This window comes from Mycobacterium sp. NPDC003449 (genome assembly GCF_053588415.1).
This window is the reverse complement of record NZ_JBSFPX010000125.1, coordinates 1-22,007: the sequence shown is the minus strand read 5'-3', so window position 1 is coordinate 22,007 and position 22,007 is coordinate 1. Positions and strand designations below refer to the sequence as shown.

23 protein-coding genes are annotated in these 22,007 nt (G+C 67.6%); 9 read left to right on the top strand and 14 right to left on the bottom strand.

Annotation, left to right across the window (positions count from 1 at the left end):
* Positions 1–498, top strand: a 498-nt coding sequence (locus ACWDTP_RS25990) for a cutinase family protein (protein ID WP_450025139.1), incomplete at its 5' end; no start/stop codon positions are given.
* Positions 499–528: 30 nt separating this feature from the next.
* On the opposite strand, the gene ACWDTP_RS25985 is transcribed toward ACWDTP_RS25990, so the two are convergent.
* Positions 529–1,437 carry a LysR substrate-binding domain-containing protein gene (locus ACWDTP_RS25985; protein WP_450025137.1) on the bottom strand — a complete coding sequence of 303 codons (909 nt, stop codon included), beginning with the start codon at positions 1,435–1,437 and terminating at the stop codon, positions 529–531.
* 79 nt (positions 1,438–1,516) lie between these two features.
* On the opposite strand from ACWDTP_RS25985, the gene ACWDTP_RS25980 reads away from it, so the two are divergent.
* The gene (locus tag ACWDTP_RS25980) at positions 1,517–2,176 is read left to right on the top strand and encodes an O-methyltransferase (protein ID WP_450025135.1); all 660 of its coding nucleotides are present in this window, start codon (positions 1,517–1,519) and stop codon (positions 2,174–2,176) included.
* A 6-nt stretch (positions 2,177–2,182) separates the two neighbouring features.
* On the opposite strand, the gene ACWDTP_RS25975 is transcribed toward ACWDTP_RS25980, so the two are convergent.
* The 5 genes from ACWDTP_RS25975 to ACWDTP_RS25955 form a co-directional block, all read right to left on the bottom strand.
* Positions 2,183–2,647 carry a nitrile hydratase accessory protein gene (locus ACWDTP_RS25975; RefSeq protein WP_450025133.1) on the bottom strand — a complete coding sequence of 155 codons (465 nt, stop codon included), beginning with the start codon at positions 2,645–2,647 and terminating at the stop codon, positions 2,183–2,185.
* Positions 2,644–3,003 (bottom strand): SH3-like domain-containing protein, encoded by a 360-nt coding sequence (locus ACWDTP_RS25970; protein WP_450025131.1) that lies wholly within the window; start codon positions 3,001–3,003, stop codon positions 2,644–2,646. Before ACWDTP_RS25970 ends, ACWDTP_RS25975 begins: the two co-directional genes overlap by 4 nt.
* 1 nt (position 3,004) lies before the next feature.
* The gene (locus ACWDTP_RS25965) at positions 3,005–3,319 is read right to left on the bottom strand and encodes a hypothetical protein (protein WP_450025130.1); all 315 of its coding nucleotides are present in this window, start codon (positions 3,317–3,319) and stop codon (positions 3,005–3,007) included.
* Positions 3,316–3,942: a nitrile hydratase subunit alpha gene (gene nthA / locus ACWDTP_RS25960; RefSeq protein ID WP_450025128.1), complete on the bottom strand. Its 627-nt coding sequence runs from the start codon at positions 3,940–3,942 to the stop codon at positions 3,316–3,318. The genes ACWDTP_RS25965 and nthA overlap by 4 nt, the downstream gene beginning before the upstream one ends.
* A 345-nt stretch (positions 3,943–4,287) precedes the next feature.
* Positions 4,288–5,061 carry a TrmB family transcriptional regulator gene (locus ACWDTP_RS25955; protein WP_450025126.1) on the bottom strand — a complete coding sequence of 258 codons (774 nt, stop codon included), beginning with the start codon at positions 5,059–5,061 and terminating at the stop codon, positions 4,288–4,290.
* Between the two features lie 63 nt (positions 5,062–5,124).
* Between ACWDTP_RS25955 and ACWDTP_RS25950 the strand changes: the two genes are divergently transcribed.
* Genes ACWDTP_RS25950 through ACWDTP_RS25940 form a run of 3 tightly spaced genes read left to right on the top strand, consistent with a single transcriptional unit; the run spans position 5,125 to position 8,408 of the window.
* Positions 5,125–6,264: a carbon-nitrogen hydrolase family protein gene (locus tag ACWDTP_RS25950; RefSeq protein WP_450025124.1), complete on the top strand. Its 1,140-nt coding sequence runs from the start codon at positions 5,125–5,127 to the stop codon at positions 6,262–6,264.
* Positions 6,254–7,597: an MFS transporter gene (locus ACWDTP_RS25945; RefSeq protein ID WP_450025122.1), complete on the top strand. Its 1,344-nt coding sequence runs from the start codon at positions 6,254–6,256 to the stop codon at positions 7,595–7,597. The genes ACWDTP_RS25950 and ACWDTP_RS25945 overlap by 11 nt, the downstream gene beginning before the upstream one ends.
* Positions 7,584–8,408: an MBL fold metallo-hydrolase gene (locus ACWDTP_RS25940; protein ID WP_450025120.1), complete on the top strand. Its 825-nt coding sequence runs from the start codon at positions 7,584–7,586 to the stop codon at positions 8,406–8,408. Before ACWDTP_RS25945 ends, ACWDTP_RS25940 begins: the two co-directional genes overlap by 14 nt.
* 34 nt (positions 8,409–8,442) lie before the next feature.
* Here ACWDTP_RS25940 and ACWDTP_RS25935 read toward each other — a convergent pair whose 3' ends face one another.
* Together ACWDTP_RS25935 and ACWDTP_RS25930 are read right to left on the bottom strand one after the other, a co-directional pair.
* Complete coding sequence (locus ACWDTP_RS25935; protein WP_450025118.1) at positions 8,443–11,076, bottom strand: AAA family ATPase; 2,634 nt, start codon at positions 11,074–11,076, stop codon at positions 8,443–8,445.
* Complete coding sequence (locus tag ACWDTP_RS25930) at positions 11,073–12,218, bottom strand: metallophosphoesterase family protein (RefSeq protein WP_450025116.1); 1,146 nt, start codon at positions 12,216–12,218, stop codon at positions 11,073–11,075. The genes ACWDTP_RS25935 and ACWDTP_RS25930 overlap by 4 nt, the downstream gene beginning before the upstream one ends.
* A 91-nt stretch (positions 12,219–12,309) precedes the next feature.
* Here ACWDTP_RS25930 and ACWDTP_RS25925 point away from each other — a divergent pair, with 91 nt between their 5' ends.
* Positions 12,310–12,837: a SixA phosphatase family protein gene (locus tag ACWDTP_RS25925; RefSeq protein ID WP_450025114.1), complete on the top strand. Its 528-nt coding sequence runs from the start codon at positions 12,310–12,312 to the stop codon at positions 12,835–12,837.
* Between the two features lie 11 nt (positions 12,838–12,848).
* Here ACWDTP_RS25925 and ACWDTP_RS25920 read toward each other — a convergent pair whose 3' ends face one another.
* Positions 12,849–13,406 (bottom strand): DUF3558 domain-containing protein, encoded by a 558-nt coding sequence (locus tag ACWDTP_RS25920; protein WP_450025112.1) that lies wholly within the window; start codon positions 13,404–13,406, stop codon positions 12,849–12,851.
* Positions 13,403–13,963: a DUF3558 domain-containing protein gene (locus tag ACWDTP_RS25915; RefSeq protein ID WP_450025141.1), complete on the bottom strand. Its 561-nt coding sequence runs from the start codon at positions 13,961–13,963 to the stop codon at positions 13,403–13,405. The genes ACWDTP_RS25920 and ACWDTP_RS25915 overlap by 4 nt, the downstream gene beginning before the upstream one ends.
* A 157-nt stretch (positions 13,964–14,120) precedes the next feature.
* Here ACWDTP_RS25915 and ACWDTP_RS25910 point away from each other — a divergent pair, with 157 nt between their 5' ends.
* Both ACWDTP_RS25910 and ACWDTP_RS25905 read left to right on the top strand, forming a co-directional pair.
* On the top strand, positions 14,121–15,854 hold the full coding sequence (locus ACWDTP_RS25910; protein WP_450025110.1) for an ABC transporter ATP-binding protein: 1,734 nt from the start codon (positions 14,121–14,123) through the stop codon (positions 15,852–15,854).
* Complete coding sequence (locus ACWDTP_RS25905; protein WP_450025108.1) at positions 15,851–17,740, top strand: ABC transporter ATP-binding protein; 1,890 nt, start codon at positions 15,851–15,853, stop codon at positions 17,738–17,740. Before ACWDTP_RS25910 ends, ACWDTP_RS25905 begins: the two co-directional genes overlap by 4 nt.
* A gap of 81 nt (positions 17,741–17,821) precedes the next feature.
* On the opposite strand, the gene ACWDTP_RS25900 is transcribed toward ACWDTP_RS25905, so the two are convergent.
* Both ACWDTP_RS25900 and ACWDTP_RS25895 read right to left on the bottom strand, forming a co-directional pair.
* Positions 17,822–18,334 carry a hypothetical protein gene (locus ACWDTP_RS25900; protein WP_450025106.1) on the bottom strand — a complete coding sequence of 171 codons (513 nt, stop codon included), beginning with the start codon at positions 18,332–18,334 and terminating at the stop codon, positions 17,822–17,824.
* Positions 18,335–18,400: 66 nt separating this feature from the next.
* Positions 18,401–18,604 carry a hypothetical protein gene (locus ACWDTP_RS25895; RefSeq protein ID WP_450025104.1) on the bottom strand — a complete coding sequence of 68 codons (204 nt, stop codon included), beginning with the start codon at positions 18,602–18,604 and terminating at the stop codon, positions 18,401–18,403.
* 47 nt (positions 18,605–18,651) lie between these two features.
* On the opposite strand from ACWDTP_RS25895, the gene ACWDTP_RS25890 reads away from it, so the two are divergent.
* Complete coding sequence (locus ACWDTP_RS25890; RefSeq protein ID WP_450025102.1) at positions 18,652–19,518, top strand: AIM24 family protein; 867 nt, start codon at positions 18,652–18,654, stop codon at positions 19,516–19,518.
* Positions 19,519–19,527: 9 nt separating this feature from the next.
* Here the strand turns inward: ACWDTP_RS25890 and ACWDTP_RS25885 are convergent, their stop codons facing one another.
* On the bottom strand, positions 19,528–21,732 hold the full coding sequence (locus ACWDTP_RS25885; RefSeq protein ID WP_450025101.1) for a heavy metal translocating P-type ATPase: 2,205 nt from the start codon (positions 21,730–21,732) through the stop codon (positions 19,528–19,530).
* Between the two features lie 11 nt (positions 21,733–21,743).
* Entirely contained in the window at positions 21,744–21,950 is a 207-nt protein-coding gene (locus ACWDTP_RS25880; RefSeq protein WP_450025099.1) for a heavy-metal-associated domain-containing protein, read from the bottom strand.
* Positions 21,951–22,007 lie beyond the last annotated feature (57 nt).

The following is a 22,007-nucleotide window of genomic DNA, read 5'->3' as shown; positions in this document are numbered from 1 at the left end:
CAATCACTGGCCGTGTACCCGGTCGATTACCCCGCGAGCGATCAATGGGCCACGGGCGCTGAGGGTGTCAGAGATGCGGGCGCTCGAATCGTCTCGATGGCCGGAGTCTGCCCCAAGACGAAAATGGTTCTCGGCGGGTACTCACAAGGTGCGGCAGTCGCCGGGTTCGTCACATCGGCCGCCGTGCCCGACGGTGTCGATCCGGCGACAGTTCCCAAACCGCTCGAACCCGACGTCGCCGAGCATGTCGCCGCGGTGGTGCTCTTCGGCCTGCCGAACGAACGCGCGATGAACTTCCTGGGCGAACCCGCGGTGGCTATCGGCCCGCTGTACAAGCCGAAAACCCGCGAACTGTGCGCCACCGAGGACCCGGTCTGCTCCGACGGGCTGAACTTCGCCGTACACAACCCGATCAGTTACGACGGCGATCTGACCGATCAGGGAGCGGCATTCGCCGCGGGCCGCCTCAATGCCGCGCCTCAGCCGATCACCGACTGACAACCATCGGCGATCGCCGAGCCGGGATCGTCACGGCCGCATGGCCTCGCGCACACAACCGCGCAACCAGCGGTGCGCACCGTCGGCGTCGTGACGCGGGTGCCAGGCCATGCTGAGAACCAGCGGCGGTAGCTTGAGCGGAATCTCGAATGTGACCAGCCCGAACGTTTCGATGGCATTTCGGCCGATCCGATCGGGCAGCATTCCGACCAGGTCGCTGTCCCGGATCAGGAACAGACCGCCCGCCGGGTTGGGCGCACAGGCGACCACCCGGCGGCGCAACCCGTGTTCGGCGAGCAGATCGTCGACCGGGCCGCGCAGCCGGCCGCGCCGGGAGAACACCACATGCTCGGCTGCCGCGAACCGCTTGAGTGTCACCCGTTTTCCCGCCAGCTCGTGGCCCTTCCGAACCACCCCGACCAGACGTTCGTCCACCACATGCTCGATCAGCGTCTCCGGCTCGGTGCGGCGGATCTGGCCTATCTCGATGTCGACGTTGCCGTCGCGTAGCGACTGGGTGTCCTCATGACTCTCCGCCACGAATCGAACGGTGACCCCGGGCGCTTCCGCTCGGATCCGGGACAGCAGGCGAGGTCCGATCGTGCTGAACAATCCCTCGCCCAGTTGCAGCGAGAACGAGCGCCGCAAGGTCGCGGGGTCCGGGGCGTCCGCCGGGGTGAACACGGCCATGGCCTGCTGGACCAGGTCGTGCACCGCGCCCTGCATGGCCAGCGCGCGCGGGGTGGGCACCATGGTGCGGCCCGCGCGCACCAGCACCGGATCGTCGAGCAGGCGCCGCAACCGGCTCAGTGTGCGGCTCATCGCCGGGGCCGAGGTGTGCAGCCGTTGTGCCGCGCCGCCGACGCTGCGCTCGTCGAGCAACGCGTCCAGCGCGGGCAGCAGGTTGAGGTCCAGGCTCTCCACGGACTCGATTGTCATCTCGAATTCCATTTTTGACAACTATTGATGACCAAACATGCACTGGTATGCAATCGAGAACGCGAATACCGTGAACCGCATGACAACAACACTGACATCTGATCCGGTAACCACTGTGCTGCAACGGCTTCTGACCGCCGAGCAGGAAGGCGACCCGGCAGCGTTCGCCGAGGTGGGCAGCTACCCCCTCGACGCCGACGCCGCCCAGCGCGCCGAACTGTTCAAGGACGTCTACATGTCGGTCTCCGAGACCGGCGGCGAGCTGCTCTACCTGCTGGCCAGGGCGGTCGGCGCCCGGGCCGTCGTCGAGTACGGAACCTCGTTCGGGGTCTCGACCATCTACCTCGCCAGCGCCGTCCGTGACAACGGCGGCGGCACGGTCATCGGCAGTGAGCTTCAGCCGGAGAAAGCCGCTGCGGCACAACGGAACTTCGACGACGCCGGGCTGACCGAGCTGATCGATCTGCGCGTCGGCGACGCCAGACAGACCCTGTCCGATATCACCGGCCCGATCGACCTGGTGCTGCTCGACGGCTGGCCCGAACTCGCGCTACCCGTTCTCGAAGTGCTCGAACCACGGCTGCGTCCCGGCACGCTGATCCTGGTCGACGATGTGAACATGGACTTCGGCCACGACGCCCACAGCGCGCTGCGCAGCTACCTGGCCGACTCCACGGAATACCTCTCGGTGACGCTGCCCATTGCCGACGGTATCGAGGTCTGCGTCCGGCTGGGCTGAGGGCACTCAGGCCGTCGCGGCGGAGCGCCCGTCGAACACCGCGATGGGTTTGATCCTGTCGCGGATCTCGGCCAACGGGATCATCGGATGATCATGGTCGTGCGCCGGAGTGGGGCAGTTCGGCTGCACTCGAGAGTGATTCGCCAGCTCGACAGGCTGGCCGTGTGGCGTACCGAGATAGGCTAGGCGCCACTCTTCGTGCCGTTCCTCGAGCAGGTCACTGGACAGTCCGGCATACCGGTCGATCATCCGGTTCACTGTGGTCAACCATTGCCGGTAGTAGGACTCGGTGACCGTCTCTTCCGGGAGCCGCGGCGTATTGCTGATCTCGGTGGAGAATTCGTCCACCCATTCGGTCCAGGTGAACAGTTTCTGACGGGTCAGCGCTACCACGATCGCGAAAGCCTCTACCTGCCAGGGCTCTTCGAAGGCAACTTCGGGATCCTCATCCTCGGCAAGCAGTGCGTTCATGACGGCTGGCCCGGGTCGAGGTAGCTTTCCCACAGGTCGATGTAGATCCACGAGTTGGGAGTGCCGCGGTCACCGAACAGCTCACTGCTGCTGAACTTGATGCTGTACAGGTGCTCGGGATTCTCGCCCCGGCCATGTGCCATGGTGTCGGGGTAGACGAAGAACCCCTGATGGCGGTCGACGACGCCGGTGTGGCACTTCGCGTAGGCGGGCAGCCGGGTGTGCCCGATCGGATTGTGGTTGCGCACCACCACTGTGTCCCCGACGGCGAAGCGCGGTTCGACGGTGACAGGACGGGTGAAGTCACCGGGGGTTCGGATAGCGCCGAGAACCTCGGCGGGAGCGAGCTTCCGCATGTCAGGCGATCTCCTCGGCTTCCAGTTCGGCGATGCGCGTGGACAATTCTTCCTCGGTGAAGAGTCCGTTGGCGAAACCGAGGTTCTCCGCTGCCCGCAACCAGTGCACGTAGTACGGGGTGCTCAGGTACTCCGCGGGGTCCATAATCTCGATGGAGTGCCGGAACTCGTCGAGCGGACACAAACCGGACGCGAAGTAGAGGCCGATCACCGAGAACACGTCCCTCTCCCAGTCACCGTGGAACACCACCTCGGGGTTCTCGGTCTTGACGGTGCCCATCCCATCTTTGCCACCGACGTCGTGAATCCCGTTCATGCTGCCGCACCTTCGGGAGCCGACGCCAGTTTGGTGCCGATCATGGCGTCGCGGCTCACCAGCTCGGCGAGTTGCTCGACGGTGAATTCGTCAGTGCCCGAGGGGCGTTGCGGGATCACGATGTAGCGGATCTCAGCAGTGCTGTCCCACACCCGGATCTCGATGTCATCGGGCAGCGTGGTCCCGAACTCGCCGAGCACCACCCGCGGCTCGAAGACCACCCGGGCGCGGTACTGCGGCGCCTTGTACCAGGCCGGTGGCAGGCCCAGCACGGCCCACGGGTAGCAGGAACACAGTGTGCACACCACGACGTTGTGTACCTCGTCGGTGTTCTCGACGAAGATGACGTGCGCCCCCTCAAACCCGGTCATCCCCAGTTCGGCCAACGTGACGGTGCCGTCGGCGAGCAGTTTCGCCTTGAAATCCGGCTCCGCCCAGGCCCGGGCGATCACCGCGGCGCCGTCCTTGGGGCCGATCCGGTTCTCGTAGATGTCCACCACCTCGTTGAACGAATCCTGGTTGATGATGCCCTTCTCCACCAGCAGCGACTGCACCGCTTTGATCCGCAACTGGGCATAGGGCGGTGGAGCGGTATAGCCGTCACTTCGCGTGATTTCTTCCATCGGGATGTCGATCCTTTCTCCACAGTTGACAGCGCTGGAGCGGCTCGCGGTGCTAGAAGGTCGGTCGTTCGAGTGTGGGACTACGGACTCAATCGTCGGACTGGTTGCGCGGCAGGCGATTCAGTACTTATGCGCCGCGACGCCCACGCTTTACGTCTGTTCGAGACCGTCGCTTGCGTCACATCGGCGTGACAACGAGTATCAACCGCACTTCCAATCTCGTCAATCGGAAGAGATGCACGCGCGGATGCACTTTTGCACCATCGCAGGTAGGACGGGCATAACTCGGTCGGCGTGCGGGTGTGAACTGTCAACGGCCCCACTGCCCTTACTGCGGTTGATGCTTCACGGCTCGCCGACATCAATCGCGGCATCCGAGCTCACGGACCACAGAACCTCGAAGAAGTTGCGTTGCATCTCGGCGTATTCCTGGCTTTCGATGACCATCGCGAATGTCTCCCTCGCCGACGAGAGTGACACCACTTCATGCGGCCCGATGATCTCGGTCATGGTGAACTCGTAGGCAGCGGGCGCGTGTTTGACGATCCGGAAATCGTGCGCGCTGGTGAGCCATCCTCCCGGCCAATCGTGATCTCGGGTACGGACAACGCGTAGCACCAATTCGCGGTCGCGGCGACCTTGGATGTACTCCGCCATCGCTGCCTCGCCAGGCACGGTCATGAGATCCCGCATCGAGAGAATCCCACAGATAGGCGACGGCCAGTCCAACGATTCGAACAGTGCGGAACGGATTCCGGCCGCACCTTCCAGGTAACGCACTTTGGGGCGGGCACGGTTCTCGGAGAACAGCGCACGCAACTGAGGGACAACGTCATTCAGCACACGCCGTCGACTGTCCCACTCCTCCAGCAGTTGGATCGGGTCGCTGGCCACCAGATGACTCTGGGTGCGCAGGTCCCCGGATTCGCCCGGCTCCGATTCGACCCGCGCCACCAGCCCACGGGCTTGCAGTCGCCGCGCGATGTCGTAGCCGCCGCTGCGACTCACGTTTGCTTCCCGCGCCGCCTCGGCGACGGTCGCGCGTCCACGCCGCAGAACCGCAAGGTAGAAGTGCGCATCCTTGGGGTCGAGCCCGGCATCCACGAGTTCCTGCCACATCTCGAAACCCTCTCATCTGTTGTCGAAAGTTGTCGACATACTTTGCGTTGACCGGCGGGAACCATGCCTTTACGGTCGGCAAATACCCAGTTCAGCAGCTTTCAAGAGCGTCGTATTGTTTCGACAGATTTAACAAGGATGACACAAATGACGAATGACCGCCTGCCCGCAGTGCGGGTCGCCGCCGTCCAGGCGGCGCCCGTGTTCCTCGATCGGGACAGCACGCTCGACAAACTCGAATCCTTGGTGGCCGACGCCGCCGCACAAGGAGCCGAGCTTGTGGTGTTCGGCGAAACCTTCGTCTCCGGGTTTCCGATCTGGGGCTCGGTGCTGGCTCCGGTGGACCAGCATGACCTGTATCTACGGCTCTTCGAGTCGGCGATCACCGTTCCTGGACCGCATGCCCAGCGGCTCGGACGCATCGCCGCGCGCCATGGCGTCGTGCTGTCGGTCGGTGTCAACGAACGCGCCGGCCACAGCCTCGGGCAGCTCTTCAATTCCAATCTGATCTTCGACCGTCGCGGCAATTTGGTGAACCACCGGCGCAAACTGGTCGGCACCTGGCATGAACGACTCACGTGGTCTCATGGCGACGCCCACAATCTCGAGCCGGTCGATCTCGGCGGCTGGTTCCTGGGGGCATTGATCTGCGGAGAAAACACCAATACCTTGGCCCGGTACACCCTGCTGGCGCAGGGCGAGCGGCTCCACATCGCCACCTACCCGCCCGCCTGGCCTTTCGACCAGCGCGCCGACGCACCCGAGTACGACCTCGCCGAGAGTATCCGATTGCGCAGCGCCGCACACAGTTTCGAAGGCAAAGTGTTCACCGTGGTGGCCGCCACCACACTGGACCAATTCGCCGTCGACGCCGTGGCCCAGGGTGACGAGCGAATCGAACGACTGCTGCGAGCCACTCCCACCGTCTCGATGATCGTCGGCCCCCGCGGCGAAGTCATCGCCGGTCCCCCGGAAGGGCACGAGGGCATCGTCACCGCCACCGTCGACCTTCACGACGAGATTGTCCTGAAACGCGCTCACGACATCGTCGGCACCTACAACCGTTTCGACATTTTCGACCTCCGCGTCGACAAGACCCGGCGACCCGCCATTACGACCACCGACGGTGAGTCGTCGGATCCCGACCACGCATGGCCTTCGGCTCTCTTGAACGGGGACGAGGTGTCAACAGATGTCCTCTGAAACCTCAGTCCGGGGAGTCGACGCGGCAGACCCCGAGAGTCAGCGCACCGACGATCCCGAGTACCGGGCGAACGGGCGTAAAGCGTTGCGCGCGGCGATTGCCGGGTTCTTCGTCGACATGTACGACGTGTACCTTCCGGTCATCACCCTGGCGCCCGCGATCGCGTACTTCATGCCCGCCTCTGCGACCCGAACAGAGGCGGCGACCCTCACGGCGTTGATCTTCGCGGTCTCTCTCATCGGCCGGCCCGTAGGTTCCATCATCTTCGGCTTCCTCGGCGACCGTATGGGAAGGCGCAAGACGACGGTGTGGGTCGCCGGCGGGTTCACGCTGTGCACCGGACTCATCGCGCTGCTCCCGGGCTATGCGGTCGCGGGATGGTGGGCTGCCGGGGCGCTGATCTTCCTCCGCCTGATCGACGGGGTTTTCCTCGGCGGCGAGTACACCGCGGCGAACCCGCTCGCGATGGAGTACGCACCTCGCCACCGCCGGGGCCTGTATGGAGCGCTACTCAACATCGGTTATCCCGCTGCTCTCGGGTTCATAACGCTGCTGACGATGCTGATCCTGTGGGTGTTGCCCGCCGGGGAGGCCAACTCTGCCTACAGCGTGTGGGGCTGGCGCATCCCCTTCGCGATCGGATTCGTCATCTCCGCCATGGTGTTCGTGCACTACCTGAGATCGGTTCCCGAGTCCGAGGTTTGGGCGAGAGCATCGAACGTCGGAAACCCGCTTCGGACCCTGCTGTCGGGTGCCAACTTGCGCAACTTCGCCGTCGCGTTCATCACCTCCACGGGTGCGTGGCTCATCCTCGACGGCACCATCGGCGTCTTCTCCGGTCACTTCAAGCTACTCGGCGCCACAACGGAAACCGTGAACGCGACAGTGTTGGTATCGGCGGTCATCGCTATTGCCTTGTTCCCGCTGATCGGCGCCGCCGGTCAGCACTACGGCAGACGCCGAGTCTTCCTGGCTCTCGCCCTGTTCAACCTCGTGCCCGGTCCCATCGCTTTCGCACTGGCCATCGGTAACCACACCAGCGCCGCCGCGGTAATCACCGGGGCCGCAGTGGCAATCGTCGGCGGGATACTCGTGTTCGCGATGATCACCGCCTACATCATGGAGATGTTCCCGACCGAAGTGCGATCCTCCGGATACGGCATCGCGTACAGCCTGCCCAGTGTCCTGCCCGCCTTCTATCCGTACTACATGTTGTGGCTCGGAACCACTATGAGTTACGACTTCACGCCGCTGGTCATCCTCGTTGCGGGTGGTGCACTATTGTTCGTCGGATCATTCATCAGTAAGGACCTGCGCCATGTCCACCTGTGAACACGCCATCCTCACGCCGGAACGGATTCCATTCGGTATCGCCGTCCTTGGTGGACCCACCACGGTGGTCGACATCGGCGGCCAACGGATCATCTGCGATCCCACCTTCGATCCCCCGACCGACTACGGATATCTGCAGAAGTTGGCCGGGCCGGCCGCCGACGAGGCTGCGGTCGGTGGGGTCGACATCGCACTCGTCAGTCATGATCTGCACCCCGACAACCTCGATGTCGCGGGGCGCGCGTTCGCGTTGACCGCTCCCGTGGTGCTGACCACGGCGACCGCGGCCGGTCGTCTCGGCAGTCCGGCGATGCCACTGGCCCTCTGGTCGACGTGGACATCTCCCGACGGGAAGGTTCGAGTCACCGGGGTGCCCGCCCAGCACGGCCCGGCCGACGGCGAACTCAATGACGAGGGGTTTGTCAACTGCGAGGTCGTCGGGTTCGTCATCGAAGCAGAGGGCAGCCCCACCACCTACATCAGTGGGGACAACGCATCCCTTGAGGCCGTTCGTGAAATCCGGGAACGCATAGGGCAAATCGACTGCGCTGTCCTTTTCGCCGGGTCCGCGTCCGTCCCGGCGAAGTTCGGCGGGCGACCGCTGAGTCTCACGCCCGAGCGCGCGGCGGCTGCCGCCGAGGTCCTTGGCTCACCGCATGTCGTGGTGGCCCACCAGGAAGGCTGGCGGCATTTCACCCGGGGACCCGCGGATACGAATGCCGCCTTTGACGCAGCAGGTATCTCGGACCGGCTCTGCACCGCGCCACTCGGTCACTGGTGCTGCCCAACGGCTCCCGCGATGGCGCTGTAGGGCTCGGACTCAGGTCCGATCCGTGGATCGAGGGTCAGGCGGTCAGTGCGATGTGGTGGGCGCCGCCGACGCTCGCGTAGCGCTGCGGGCTGCAGGTCAGCACGATCACCTGCCCGTCCCCGCCCACCGCATCGAACACCGCGCCCATCCTGGTCAGCCGGTCGGCGTCGGTGAAGCCCAGCGCATCGTCGATGATGACCGGAACGCTGTCCTCCTTGGCGACCAGCGAGGCACCGGCCAACCTCGCGACGATCGCCAACTGCTCCTTGGCTCCGCCCGACAACGAGTCGTAGGGCACCGTGCGTCCCGACACCGTGCGGGTGCGGATCCGCAGATCGCTGTCGACGTCGACCTCGAAATCCTCGCCGAACACCAGCCGGCCGAGCCGCTGCACCTCGTGGCGGAACGGGTCGGCGTAGCGCTGCCGGGTGGCGTCGCGATGCCGGGCCATCACCGACCGCAGCAGCTCGGCGGCCCTGGCCCGGCGATGCACCCGCAGGTACTCGGCCCTGGCATGCTCGTGCTCGGTCTCGGCGGCGTCGAGATGGCCTTTGCGCCCCTCGGTGCCGAATACCTTCAACTGCGCCGCCAGCTCCCGCAGACCCTCGACCGCCGCATCGTGGGCCGAGGCCTGCAGTTCGGCACCCCGGACCGCTTCGCCGAGCTCAACCGTCACCGAATCCGGTGCGGTGCGCGATAACTCGTCCCGCAGACCCGCGACGTGACCGGCGGTGGCCTTGGCCTGTTCGTCGGCCTCTTGCACCTTGAGCGCCAAGGCCTCATCGGTGGCCGTGTCACGTGCCGCCTGCAGACGGCCACCGGCGGCGGTCAGCTCGGCCTGGGCCGTGGTCAGTTTCTCGGCGAGCACGCTGCCCCTGGTCGCCTTCTCGGTGAGCCGCCGCGCCGCGGCCGCGAGCACCTTGCGACCGGTCTCGCACTGCGTGACGGCGTCGCGGTGGGCCGCCACCGCGGCGTCGAGTTCGCTTCGGGCCGTGGCGATATCGGCCGGTCCGTCCAGCTCGAACAGCGCGGCCTCGGCCGGCTGGCCCGTGCGCAGTGCGGTCAGCCGCGCACGCAGATCGGGCACCGCGTCGTCACCGGTCAGCGCGTCCAGGGTGGCTCGTAGCCGGTCCCGGCCACCGCTCAGCTCGCGGCGCCGCGCATCAAGTGCACGTGCGGCATCGGCGTCCTCGACCCCGGCGGCGGCCAGTGCGGCCGCCAGCGCGGCCTGCGCCGCCTCGAGCCTGGCCCGCGTTTCGGCGGCCGGCGTCCCCGGCACCACCCGCACCGACAGCACACCCGGCACCCCGACCTCGGTTTCGGCGGTGGTGTTGACCGACCACACCGCACCCGCGCTCAGCGACACGTCGGCATCGCCCACCGTCACATCGAGGTCGGCTGCCGCGACCAGTTCGATTCGCGCCGAGGCGAGTTCGTCCTGCCCGGCGGCACGGTCGACGGCGCGGGCGGCATCCTCGACGGCTCGCATCGCGTCATCGTCGAGTGTGATCGGTGCGAGTTCGGCGGTGACCCGGTCGAGTTCGCGGGCCGCGGCGTCGATCTTGGCGAGCCGGCCCGCCAGCCGATCGGCCTCGTCGCGGTCGGCGAGCCGGTCGAGCGCCGCCCTGGCGGAATCCACCCGCGCCGCGATGTCGTGCACCGCGGTCTGGGCCTCCTCGTGCGCATCCTCGGCGGCCTCGTGCACCTCGCGGGCCGTCTCGGTCTCCTCACCCGCCGCGGTCAGCGCGGCCTGCAACTGGGTGATGGTCGCGGCGCGCTCATCGATATCGGCCCGCAGCCTGCGCCGTTCGGTCAGGGCGGCCTGCGATGCGGTGTGGGCGACCTGTGCCGCGTCGGCGACCACCTGCGCCTCCTTGAGCCGCTGGGTCAGGGCTGCCACCGCATCGGCGGCGGTGCGCGCCGCGGCCAGCCGCACCTGCGCCCGCTCACGCTCCCCGGCCAGCCGGGTCACCTCGGCACTGAGCTGCTGATGCCCGCGGACCGCATCGTCGACCTCGGCCACCGCGGCCGCCCGCCGCGCCACCTCGTCGTCGGCCGCCTGGAGCCGCTTGACCACCGCCGCCCATTCACCGGTGGCACGGCCGGTCGCGGTGAAATAGCGCTGATATTCGCCCTCGATCCGCTCGATCAGCAGCGGCTCGTCCCCGGACAGCGCGACGGCCTCCCCGGCGGCCACGTCGAGCGCGCGGGCCAGCGCATCCGAACCGGACAGATCGGCCGGCGCGGTCGAGGCGGACTGCAGCACCCGCTGAGCCCGCCACAGATCGGTATCGACGGTCTCGTCCAGCATGGCCCGGACCCGGTCATGGGCCTCGTCCCCGCTGAGCTGCTCCCGGGCCGGCGCCAACACCGTCAGCTGCGTCTCGGCCCGCTTGTGGAAACGCTTGCGGTACACGAACCGGTAAGGACCGGTGGAGATTTCGGCGGTCACCTCGGCCCCGACATCGGCGTGGGTCGGCTTGACCTGCTTGACCTCCTTCTTGGCCGAGCGGTCCTTGGCCTCCATCAGCAGGTCGATCGCCTCGATCATGGAGGATTTGCCGATCTCGTTGGCGCCGCTGACCACCACCACACCGTGATCGGGGAATTCGATCTCGCGGTGGGTGATTCCGCGGTAATTGGTCAGGACGAGCCGGTGCAGTTTCATGCCGCACCTCGGTTGTCGACCAGCCGCAGCAACAGCCCGAGCGCGGCCCTGGCGTCATCGGCGTCCTCGGCCTCCGACCGCGCGGTCGCCACCAGTTCGTCGACCGCGGCCGCGGCGAACCCGCCGATGCCCAGATCGTCGAATTCGCCGTCGGCGGGCAGGACCGCGATCTCGGTGTGCCGTTCCCACTCGGTGAGCGCGGCGAACAGGCGCGCGTACTTGTCCAGGCACGCGTCCAGTGCGGCCTTGTCGGTGATGGTGAGGGAGCCGGTCAGCGCCAGGCGGACCACGGTGCGCTCCTTGTCCGGCAGCAGATCGAGGTTGATGTCGAGGTCGGCCACATCGCGGTCGGTGTCGACCGAGCGGCGCAGCGTCACGAACCGCCAGCGGCCCACCCGCTCGGAATCGACCCGCACCCGCCGATCCGCATCGTCGATGTCGACCAGCAGCACATGGCCGGGGTCGGCCTCGATGTCGTCGTAGTTGGTCACCTCGGGCGAACCGGAGTACCAGACCCGGCCGGTGCCGCCCACCTCGGTCCGAGAATGCTTGTCCCCCAGCGCCACATAGTGCACGGCACCGCGGGCCAGCGCCGCTTCGAGGACCTGCAGCCGGATCAGCGACGGCTTGTCCTTATCCGGATCGAGGACGTCCACCCCGCCGTGGGCCACCACGATCCGGGTGACCCCGTCGGCGGGCAGGTCCGCGAGAACATCGCCGACCAGGTCGGTGGTCGGCGACTTGGAACGCCACGGCGCCGCCACGATCTGCAGGCCGGGACGCACCTCGTGCACCCCGGCCCGGTCCAGGACCACGACGTTGTCGGGGCGTTCGGCGAGGAACAACGCGCTGGTGTACACCGATGCCGCGTCCAGCGGGTCATGATTGCCGGGCAGCAGATACACCGGGACCCCGATCGCCCGCATGGCCTCGAGCGACAGGCTGACCTCACGCGGAGCCAGCTGGTTGTCCTCGAACACGTCCCCGGCCACCACCACGAACTCGGCGCCCGATGCCGCGGCCAGCGCCCCCAGGCCCGCGACCGCCTCCCGGCGGGCGGCCGAATACCGGGGCTGCGCCTCACCGTTGAGGAAATGACGGGTCATGCCGAGTTGCCAGTCGGCGGTGTGCAGGAATCGCATTGCGGCCCGTCCTTTCCTGTGGTCGATGCGAGTGTAAATCGGGGCGCCGACAAGTCCCGGGACCTGCGTCGGCATGGCCTACCGTGGGACGATGGCCGATCCCGCCGGACCCCCGAAGACCAGAACCCTGCTCCTGCTACGGCACGGCAAATCCGGGTACCCCGACGGGGTACCCGATCACGACCGCCCGCTGGCGCCGCGCGGGATCAGGGAGGCCGCCCTGGCCGGCGACTGGATCCGGGCCAACGCGCCCGCGGTGGACGCCGTGCTCTGCTCGACGGCCACCAGGACCCGCCAGACACTGGAACGAACCGGGATCGAGGCCAGGGTCGAATTCGCCGAGCGCATCTACGGCGCCTCCCCCGGCATGATTCTCGACGAGATCAACGGCGCCGAAGACCGGTTCGGCGCGGAGGTGGCGACGGTGTTGGTGATCGGTCACGAACCCGCGATCTCAGCGCTGGCACTCGGGCTTTCCGATGGCACGAACACCGCTGCGGCCGAGGATATCTCGCTCAAGTTCCCGACATCGGCGATCGCGGTGCTGCGCCCGGCGGGACCGTGGCCGGACCTGGCACTCGGCGGCGCCGAACTGGTCACGTTCCACGTGCCCAGGTAGCGCAGCCGCGGCTAGGCGTTGGTGGAGAGCGTCAACTCCATCAGCTTGACGGCCATCGGGCAGGCGTCGATGCCCGGCGCCTGCGGATTGACCCACCAGCCGACGACACCCGCGGCGTCACTGGCCACCCCGCACGCCCCGTTGAGGCCGTTGGGTTTCATCACGATCGAATCCACCCCCGAGATCCGGCGGGACTCGATCTCGTACTCCAGCTGTTCGGCGGTCTGGCGTTCGTTGTCGAGGCTGCCCTGCTCGTACCAGAACCGGGTGATGTCGACCAGGCCGGCCGGGTTGGCCGCCTGCCAGCGGCACACCGCGCCGACGAATGTGCTCTGGATGTCGAGCGGATCGGCCCCGACCGTCTTGGCCAGGATGTCCTGGGTCAGCACATCGCACTCTTTGAGCAGGTTGGGATAGGTCTTCTCGGAGTTGTTGTTGCTGGACCCGCCGCCGACGTTCTCCTTGGCCGCGGTGCCGTCGACCGTGCGGGTGCAGCCGGTCGCCCCGACGAACAACGCCAGGCCCGCCGCCGCGGCGGCGATCGAACGCTTGAATACGGTCGAGCTCATTTGGAGTTCACAATCGACTGCCGGGTGAGTTCCTTGGCCACATCGCACGGATCGGGATAGGGCTTCTGATTGAAGCTGACCGACCACTCGATGAAGTCGTCGTCGAACCCGATGCCGATCTCGCACAGGTTGGGATCGCCCTGCAGCGGGTCGTGCCCGACCGCGATGAAGCCGCCGTGTCCCTCGATGTTGATGTCCTCCACGCTGGTGCGGGACAGTTCCTCGGTCTTGCGCTCCCGGCCGAGCGGGCTGCCCCGGAACCAGGTGAACGAGAAATGCGGGCCGAGAATGCTGCCGCCCTGCAGCCACTGGCACCCCGACGAGTTGATCGCGGTGTTGACCAGCCCCTGGACCTGGGTCAACTCGCTCACGGTCTGGTCGGAGAGTCCGCCGCACTGGGGGAAGAAGGGGCCGTGCTTGGCGTCCGCCGCACTCGGTGCACCGGTCTGCGGCACCTCGGGCGAGGCGGGCTGGTCGCCGCTGGAGCACGCAGCGAACACCGGGACCATTGCGGCCGCCAGCACCGCGAACGCCCTGGCGGCGGGGGTGCGCCGCATCGCGGCCATGCTGACAGTCACGCCATGCACTGTAGCGGCAGCACCTTGCCGCGGTCTCGACACACGCACTGACCTGGGTGTTTCGGATACCCAACACGGTGAGGACGGGGCATGAACCGACCCGGGCCACCCACCCCGGGTGTGCGACAGTAGCGGGATGCTCTGGGCGCTGCTGCGACGCTACGCGCGGCCGTACCGGCCGCTGCTGGCCGTGGTGGCCACCCTGCAGGTCATCAGCACCCTGACATCGCTGTATCTGCCGACCGTGAACGCCGCGATCATCGACGACGGCGTCGCCAAGGGCGACACCGAACGGATCGTCGAGCTCGGCGGGGTGATGCTGGGCGTCACCGGGCTGCAGGTGCTGTGCGCGGTGGGCGCGGTGTACTTCGGGTCGCGGGCGTCGACGAGCTTCGGGCGGGATCTGCGGGCGGCGATGTTCGATCACGTCACGACGTTCTCGGCGACCGAGACCGCCCGGTTCGGCGCGCCCTCGCTGCTGACCCGGACCACCAACGACGTCAGCCAGATCCAGCTGTTGCTGCAACTGATCTGCACGATGCTGATCACCGCGCCGATCATGTCGATCGGCGGGATCCTGATGGCGTTGCACCAGGACGCCGGGCTGTCCTGGCTGCTGGCGGTCAGTGTGCCGGTGCTGGCGCTGGCCAACTACTGGATCATCACGCACCTGATGCCGGTCTACCGCAATATGCAACGGCTGATCGACGGCGTCAACCGGGTGATGCGCGATCAGCTGACGGGGATCCGGGTGATCCGGGCGTTCGCCCGCGAGCCCGTCGAGCAGCGGCGCTTCGCCGACGCCAGCCAGTCCCTTTCGGACGCCGCGCTCGATGCCGGCCGGTGGCAGGCGCTGATGCTGCCGGTGACCACGCTGGTGATCAACGTGTCCAGCGTCGCGCTGATCTGGTTCGGCGGATTGCGCATCGACGCCGGGCAGATGCAGGTCGGCTCGTTGATCGCGTTCCTGGCCTACTTCATGCAGATCCTGATGGCCGTGCTGATGGCGACGTTCATGCTGGTGATCTTCCCGCGGGCGGCGGTCTGCGCGGACCGGATCGGCGAGGTGCTGCACACCCGGCCCGCAATCGAAAGCCCCGCCGAACCCGTCCGGCTGCGGACGACCAGGGGCGAGATCGCCATGCGCGGCGCCACATTCAGCTATCCCGGCGCGGATCGGTCGGTGCTGCAGGAGGTTTCGTTCACGGCGCAGCCCGGCACCACGACGGCGGTGGTCGGCTCGACCGGTTCCGGGAAATCGACCGTGCTCTCGCTGATCTGCCGGCTCTACGACGTCACGGCAGGCGCGGTGTTGATGGACGGCGTCGACGTGCGCGATCTCGACCTCGAACAGCTGTGGTCGGCAATCGGGCTGGTCCCGCAACGCGGCTACCTGTTCACCGGGACGGTCGCCGAGAACCTGAGCTACGGCGCGGCCCCCGGGCAGCAGGTGACCGAGGAGCAGATGTGGGAGGCGTTGCGGGTGGCCGCCGCCGACGACTTCGTGCACGCCCACCCGGCGGGTCTGGACATGCCGGTGGCCCAGGGCGGCATCAACTTCTCCGGCGGGCAACGGCAACGGCTCGCCATCGCCCGCGCGGTGATCCGGCGGCCGGCCGTCTACCTGTTCGACGACGCGTTCTCCGCGCTCGATGTGCACACCGACGCCCGGGTGCGCACGGCGCTGCGCGAGGTGTCGGGCGATGCCACCGTGATCGTGGTGGCGCAGCGGATCTCCACGGTCGTCGCGGCCGATCAGGTGATCGTGGTCGAAGACGGCCGCATCGTCGGTGCCGGTACCCACGACACCCTGCTGGCCGACTGCCCGACCTACGCGGAGTTCGCCGAATCGCAGTCGGTCGCCCGATGACCAGACCTGTGCTGCGTCGCGGTATTCCGCAGGCCCCCGCCGAACGCACCCGCGACTTCAAAGGGTCGGCGCTGCGGCTGGTCCGACGGCTGGTGCCGCAGCGCGCCCTGGCGGTCACGGTGATCCTGCTCGGAATCGGCGGGATCGCGATCGGGGTGATCGGCCCCCGGATCCTTGGCCACGCCACCGACCTGCTGTTCAACGGGGTGATCGGGCGTGAACTGCCACCCGGGCTGACCAAACAGCAGGCGGTCGAGGCGGCCAGGGCCCGCGGCGACACCACCTTCGCCGACCTGCTGTCCGGGATGAACGTGGTGCCCGGTCACGGTGTGGACTTCGGCGCCGTCGCCCGCACCCTGGCTCTGGCGCTGGGCCTGTATCTGATTGCCGCGCTGCTGGTCTGGCTGCAGGCCCGGCTGCTCAACGTCACCGTGCAGCGGACCATGGTGGCCCTGCGCGCCGACGTGGAGGCCAAGCTGCACCGGCTCCCGTTGTCCTACTTCGATTCCCGACAGCGCGGTGAGCTGCTCAGCCGGGTCACCAACGACGTCGACAACATCCAGACCTCGGTGTCGATGACGGTCAGCCAGTTGCTGACCGCGCTGCTGACCGTGGTGGCGGTGTTGGTGATGATGCTGACCATTTCACCGCTGCTGGCCCTGCTCACCGTGATCACCGTGCCCGCCTCGCTGTGGGTGACCCGCTGGATAACCCGGCGCTCGCAGCGGCTGTTCGTGGCGCAGTGGCGCAACACCGGCAGGCTCAACGCCCACATCGAGGAGACCTACAGCGGGTTCACCATCGTCAAGACGTTCGGCCATCGCAACGCCGCGCAGCAGCGGTTCGCCGAGCTGAACTCCGAAGTGCTCCAGACCAGTTTCGGGGCCCAGTTCTTCTCCGGGCTGGTTGGACCGGCGACGATGTTCATCGGCAACATCAGCTATGTGGCCGTCGCCGTCGTGGGCGGGCTGCAGGTGGCCACCGGCCAGATCACCCTCGGCAGCATCCAGGCATTCGTCCAGTACGTCCGCCAGTTCAACCAGCCGTTGACCCAGGTAGCCGGCATGTACAACACATTGCAGTCCGGGATCGCCAGTGCCGAACGGGTTTTCGATCTGCTCGACACACCCGAGGAATCCCCCGATGCGCCCGAGCCGCTGGCCGAGCGCGCCGGGCGGGTGCAGTTCGACCGGGTGAGTTTCGGCTACCTGCCCGACACCCCGGTGATCGAGGAGCTCTCCCTGGTGGCCGAGCCAGGCAGCACCGTGGCGATCGTGGGGCCGACCGGGGCGGGCAAGACCACGCTGGTGAATCTGCTGATGCGGTTCTACGACGTCGATTCGGGCCGCATCCTGCTCGACGGCGTCGACATCTCGACGGTGAGCCGCCGGTCATTGCGGTCTTCGATCGGCATGGTGCTGCAAGACACCTGGCTGTTCGCCGGCACCATCTACGACAACATCGCCTACGGCAGGCCCGACGCCGCCGAGGACGAGGTGATCGACGCCGCGAAGGCCGCGTATGTGGACCGGTTCGTGCACACCCAGCCGGACGGCTACGCCACCAGGGTCGATGACGACGGCGGCGCGATCAGCGCCGGGGAGAAGCAGTTGATCACCATCGCGCGGGCGGTGCTGGCCCGCCCGCGGCTGCTGGTGCTCGACGAGGCCACCAGCTCGGTGGACACCAGGACCGAGCTGCTGATCCAGCAGGCGATGGCCGAACTGCGCCGGGACCGGACGAGCTTCATCATCGCCCACCGGCTTTCGACCATCCGCGATGCCGACCTGATCCTGGTGATGGATGCGGGCCGGATCGTGGAACGCGGGACGCACGAGGAGCTGATGGCCCGCCACGGTCGCTATTGGGAGATGACCCGGGCCTGACCCCGCCGAGCAGACATAAAACTGCACATTTTCCGCGGAAAGTGGGCAGTTTTCTGTCTGCTCGCGGGGTTCGAGTGCGGTCTAGGTTCCCGGGCCTTCGGCGCGCAGGTCGTCGACCGACTTCATCGCATCGCGCAGCTTGGCCAGCCACTCCTCGGCGTGCTCGCCGACCAGGCGCACCGACCAGGCCAGCGCGTCCGAGCGGGACCGCGCCACGCCGGCGTCGACCAACGTGTCGAGCACCTGGCGTTCGGGCTGCTTGAGCCGGGTCATCACCGGAACGGCGATGTGGGTGAAGAGGATTCGCTCGGGATCGGCGCCGACCTCGACGCCCCAGGAGACCTTGCGGCCGAACCGGTCCTGGGCCTCGTCGGCGATCCGCATCCGCTCGGCGCGGGTCTCCTCGCGGAACCGGGCGGCCCGCCCGGAGGCCCTGGCCTCGGTTTCCTCCCCGGCGGCTTCGGGGAGTCGGCCGATGACGGTGATTTCCTCACGGTCGACGATGACCTCGGGGTCGCCGTCGAACCAGCTTTCGGGCAGGCGCCCGGCGAACCATTCGGCGGCGTCGTCGGCGCGATGGTGTGCGTGCTTCATGATTACATGATTACATCGTTACATCCCAGGTGGGGCGGTGTTCACCGTCGGCGAACACCGTTAGGTTCAGTTGCGTTTGAGTAGCAACGCCGCACCGCCGGCCAGCACCATCGCCACCAGCAGCAGACCCGCCCACGCCCCGCCGAACACCCACCACACGATTCCCAGCACCACGATCGCCGGGGACAGCGCGAACAGCACCATGCCGGGATGCTGCTTGAAGACCGCGAAGGCGCCCTGGGCGCGGACCCGGTCGATTTCCTTTGCCATACCTCCAGAATGCCAGGGGCCGGCCCGGTGTCCTAGGGTTGCGGGTTGTGAACGGACCTCAACAACCCGCGTGGCTGCCGGATCCCGAAGGTCGATACGAGTACCGGTGGTGGGACGGCCGGTCCTGGACCGACCAGGTGTCGCAGCAGGGCCAGATCGGCACGGCCCCGCTGGGCACCGCACCCCAGGGCGCCCGCGCCCCGGAACCGGCGGCCGCACCGGCCGCGCAACCGCAGGGTGACGGGTTCGCCGGGATCAGCGGCGAACTGGTGGACGGGCGGTTCAGCGAGAAAGAGGCGACCGCGATCGCCAACCAGAACCTGAAGATGCTGCGGGTCCGGCTGGGCGAGCCGTTCATGGCCCGGCAGGGTTCGATGGTCGCCTATCAGGGCGATGTCGACTTCGCCTTCGAGGGCGGCGGGGCCTCGAAGTTCATCAAGAAGGCGTTCACCGGTGAGGGTCTGCCGCTGATGCGCTGCCAGGGCCGGGGCGATGTGTTCCTCGCCGACCAGGGATTCGACGTGCACCTACTGCACCTGTCCGAATCCGGCCTGTCCATCAGCGGTAAGAACGTCCTGGCCTTCTCGGCCGGCCTGAACTGGAACATCGAGCGGGTCAGGGGCGGCAGCATCGCGACGGGCGGGCTGTTCAACACCACCCTGCGCGGAACCGGGTGGGTGGCGCTGACCACCGACGGCCCGCCGGTGGTGCTCGATGCCGCCGAGGCGCCGACCTACGCCGACACCAACGCGGTGGTGGCCTGGTCGGCCCATCTGCAGACCCAGCTCAAGACCAGCCTCAAGGCGGGCGCCCTGATCGGGCGCGGCTCCGGCGAGGCCCTACAGGTGGCGTTCCACGGCAACGGCTTCGTGATCGTCCAGCCGTCGGAGGGGCTGACCGTCCCGGTGCAGTGACCGCGGCACTCAGCGAAAACGCCGCAGCCGCAGGCTGTTACCCACCACGAACACCGAGGAAAAGGCCATCGCGGCACCGGCCAGCATCGGGTTGAGCAGGCCGGCCGCCGCCAGCGGCAACGCGGCCACGTTGTAGGCGAAGGCCCAGAACAGGTTGCCCTTGATGGTGGCTAACGTCTTGCGGGACAACCGGATCGCATCGGCCGCGGCCCGCAGATCGCCGCGCACCAGGGTCAGGTCGCCGGCCTCGATCGCCACGTCGGTGCCGGTGCCCATGGCCAGGCCGAGGTCGGCCTGGGCCAGTGCCGCGGCATCGTTCACCCCGTCACCGACCATCGCGACCACATCGCCGTCGTCCTGCAGCCGCTTGACCATGTCGACCTTGTCCTGCGGCAGCACCTCGGCGTAGACCTCGTCGACACCGACCTGTTCGGCGATGGCGCGGGCCGCGGCCTGGTTGTCGCCGGTCAGCATGATCGGCCGCAGGCCCAGCGCGCGCAGCTGCCCGATCGCCTCGGCCGAGGTCGGTTTGACCGCGTCGGCGACCACCAGCACCCCGCGGGCCGCACCGTCCCAGCCGACGGCGACGGCAGTGCGCCCCTGCGCCTGAGCCTCGCCCATGGCGTCGGCGAGTGCGGCGGGCAACCGCTGCGCCCAATCGTCGAGCAGCCGGCTGCGTCCCACCACGACGGCGTGCCCGTCGACGACGCCTTGGACCCCGAGCCCCTCGAGATTTCCGAACTCCTCGACCGGCGGCAGGTCACCGACCTTGTCGCGGGCACCCTTGGCAATGGCCCGGGCGATCGGATGCTCGGAGGCGTCTTCGACGGCGCCGGCCAGGCGCAGCACCTCACCCGGTTCCTCACCGCCGGCGGCGATCACGTCGAGCAGGGTCATCGTCCCAGTGGTGACGGTCCCGGTCTTGTCCAGCACGATGGTGTCGACGCGGCGGGTCGACTCCAGCACTTCCGGGCCCTTGATCAGGATGCCGAGCTGGGCCCCGCGGCCGGTGCCGACCAGCAGCGCCGTCGGGGTGGCCAGGCCCAACGCACACGGGCAGGCGATGATCAGCACCGCGACGGCCGCGGTGAACGCCGCCGCCACCGATCCGCCGGTGCTCAGCCAGAAGCCCAGGGTGGCCACCGCGAGTCCGATGACGATGGGCACGAACACCGCCGAGATCCGGTCGGCCAGGCGTTGCGCCGACGCCTTGCCGTTCTGGGCCTCCTCGACCAGCCGGGCCATCTGCGCCAGCTGGGTGTCCGCCCCGATTCGGTTGGCCCGCAACACGATCCGGCCGCCGACGTTGACCGTCGCACCGATCACCTGGTCCCCCGGCCCGACCTCGACCGGCACCGACTCTCCGGTGAGCATCGAGACGTCGAGCGCCGAGGACCCGTCGACCACCACCCCGTCGGTGGCGATCTTCTCCCCCGGGCGCACCACGAACTCGTCACCGACGGTGAGCTGGTCGATCGGGATCCGGTGTTCGGCACCGTTTCTGCGTACCGCGACGTCCTTGGCGCCCAGTTCGAGCAACGCCCGCAACGCGGCGCCCGCCTGCCGCTTGGACCTGGCTTCGAAGTAGCGGCCGGCCAGGATGAAGGTGGTGACGCCGGCCGCGACCTCAAGGTAGATGTTGCCGGTGCCGTCGGTGCGTGAAATGGCCAACGAGAACGGGTGCGTCATCCCGGCAACGCCTGCGGTCCCCCAGAACAGTGCGTACAGCGACCAGCCGAACGCCGCGACGGTCCCCATCGAGATCAGCGTGTCCATCGTGGCGGCACCGTGGCGCAGGTTGAGCCACGCGGCCCGGTGGAACGGCAGCGCACCCCAGACCACCACCGGTGCGGCCAGAGTCAGCGACAGCCACTGCCAGTTGGCGAACTGCAGCGCCGGGATCATCGCCATCGCGATGACCGGCACCGTCAGCACTGCCGACACGATCAGCCGCTGCCGTAGCGATGCGGTGGGATCATCGGCACCGGCATCCGCCTCGGCGGGTGCGGGGTGCGGCAGCTGCGCGGTGTAGCCCGCGGTTTCGACGACCTCGATCAGCTGCTCGGATGAAACCTCACCGGCGACTTCGACACTCGCCTTCTCGGTGGCGTAGTTCACGGTCGCGGTGACCCCGTCGAGCTTGTTCAGCTTCTTCTCGATGCGCGCGGCGCATGAGGCGCAGGTCATTCCGCCGATCTGAAGTTCGACCGTCATGACGGCTCCACTCAGCTCGCCACCAGGTAGCCGGCCTCTTCGACGGCGTCCCTGATGGCCTCGGCATTGACCGGGCCCTCGCTGCCGATCGTGACTATCCCGGTGGTCAGGTCGACGTCGACAGCGGTCACGCCGGGGATGCCGCCGACCTCCTCGCGCACCGACGAGACACAATGCCCGCAGGTCATCCCGGTGACGGTGACGGTCTGGCTGCTCATGCGGATCCTTTCCTCAGGAAGTCTTCGATCTCCGTTTCATACTATACCCCCCTAGGG

Bases quoted from the DNA above. Each gene is read 5' to 3' on its own strand.
- ACWDTP_RS25985 (WP_450025137.1), bottom strand. From the start codon at position 1,437: ATGACAATCGAGTCCGTGGAGAGCCTGGACCTCAACCTGCTGCCCGCG.
- ACWDTP_RS25980 (WP_450025135.1), top strand. From the start codon at position 1,517: ATGACAACAACACTGACATCTGATCCGGTAACCACTGTGCTGCAACGG.
- ACWDTP_RS25975 (WP_450025133.1), bottom strand. From the start codon at position 2,647: ATGAACGCACTGCTTGCCGAGGATGAGGATCCCGAAGTTGCCTTCGAA.
- ACWDTP_RS25970 (WP_450025131.1), bottom strand. From the start codon at position 3,003: ATGCGGAAGCTCGCTCCCGCCGAGGTTCTCGGCGCTATCCGAACCCCC.
- ACWDTP_RS25965 (WP_450025130.1), bottom strand. From the start codon at position 3,319: ATGAACGGGATTCACGACGTCGGTGGCAAAGATGGGATGGGCACCGTC.
- nthA (WP_450025128.1), bottom strand. From the start codon at position 3,942: ATGGAAGAAATCACGCGAAGTGACGGCTATACCGCTCCACCGCCCTAT.
- ACWDTP_RS25955 (WP_450025126.1), bottom strand. From the start codon at position 5,061: ATGTGGCAGGAACTCGTGGATGCCGGGCTCGACCCCAAGGATGCGCAC.
- ACWDTP_RS25950 (WP_450025124.1), top strand. From the start codon at position 5,125: ATGCCTTTACGGTCGGCAAATACCCAGTTCAGCAGCTTTCAAGAGCGT.
- ACWDTP_RS25945 (WP_450025122.1), top strand. From the start codon at position 6,254: ATGTCCTCTGAAACCTCAGTCCGGGGAGTCGACGCGGCAGACCCCGAG.
- ACWDTP_RS25940 (WP_450025120.1), top strand. From the start codon at position 7,584: ATGTCCACCTGTGAACACGCCATCCTCACGCCGGAACGGATTCCATTC.
- ACWDTP_RS25935 (WP_450025118.1), bottom strand. From the start codon at position 11,076: ATGAAACTGCACCGGCTCGTCCTGACCAATTACCGCGGAATCACCCAC.
- ACWDTP_RS25930 (WP_450025116.1), bottom strand. From the start codon at position 12,218: ATGCGATTCCTGCACACCGCCGACTGGCAACTCGGCATGACCCGTCAT.
- ACWDTP_RS25925 (WP_450025114.1), top strand. From the start codon at position 12,310: ATGGCCGATCCCGCCGGACCCCCGAAGACCAGAACCCTGCTCCTGCTA.
- ACWDTP_RS25920 (WP_450025112.1), bottom strand. From the start codon at position 13,406: ATGAGCTCGACCGTATTCAAGCGTTCGATCGCCGCCGCGGCGGCGGGC.
- ACWDTP_RS25915 (WP_450025141.1), bottom strand. From the start codon at position 13,963: ATGCGGCGCACCCCCGCCGCCAGGGCGTTCGCGGTGCTGGCGGCCGCA.
- ACWDTP_RS25910 (WP_450025110.1), top strand. From the start codon at position 14,121: ATGCTCTGGGCGCTGCTGCGACGCTACGCGCGGCCGTACCGGCCGCTG.
- ACWDTP_RS25905 (WP_450025108.1), top strand. From the start codon at position 15,851: ATGACCAGACCTGTGCTGCGTCGCGGTATTCCGCAGGCCCCCGCCGAA.
- ACWDTP_RS25900 (WP_450025106.1), bottom strand. From the start codon at position 18,334: ATGAAGCACGCACACCATCGCGCCGACGACGCCGCCGAATGGTTCGCC.
- ACWDTP_RS25895 (WP_450025104.1), bottom strand. From the start codon at position 18,604: ATGGCAAAGGAAATCGACCGGGTCCGCGCCCAGGGCGCCTTCGCGGTC.
- ACWDTP_RS25885 (WP_450025101.1), bottom strand. From the start codon at position 21,732: ATGACGGTCGAACTTCAGATCGGCGGAATGACCTGCGCCTCATGCGCC.
- ACWDTP_RS25880 (WP_450025099.1), bottom strand. From the start codon at position 21,950: ATGAGCAGCCAGACCGTCACCGTCACCGGGATGACCTGCGGGCATTGT.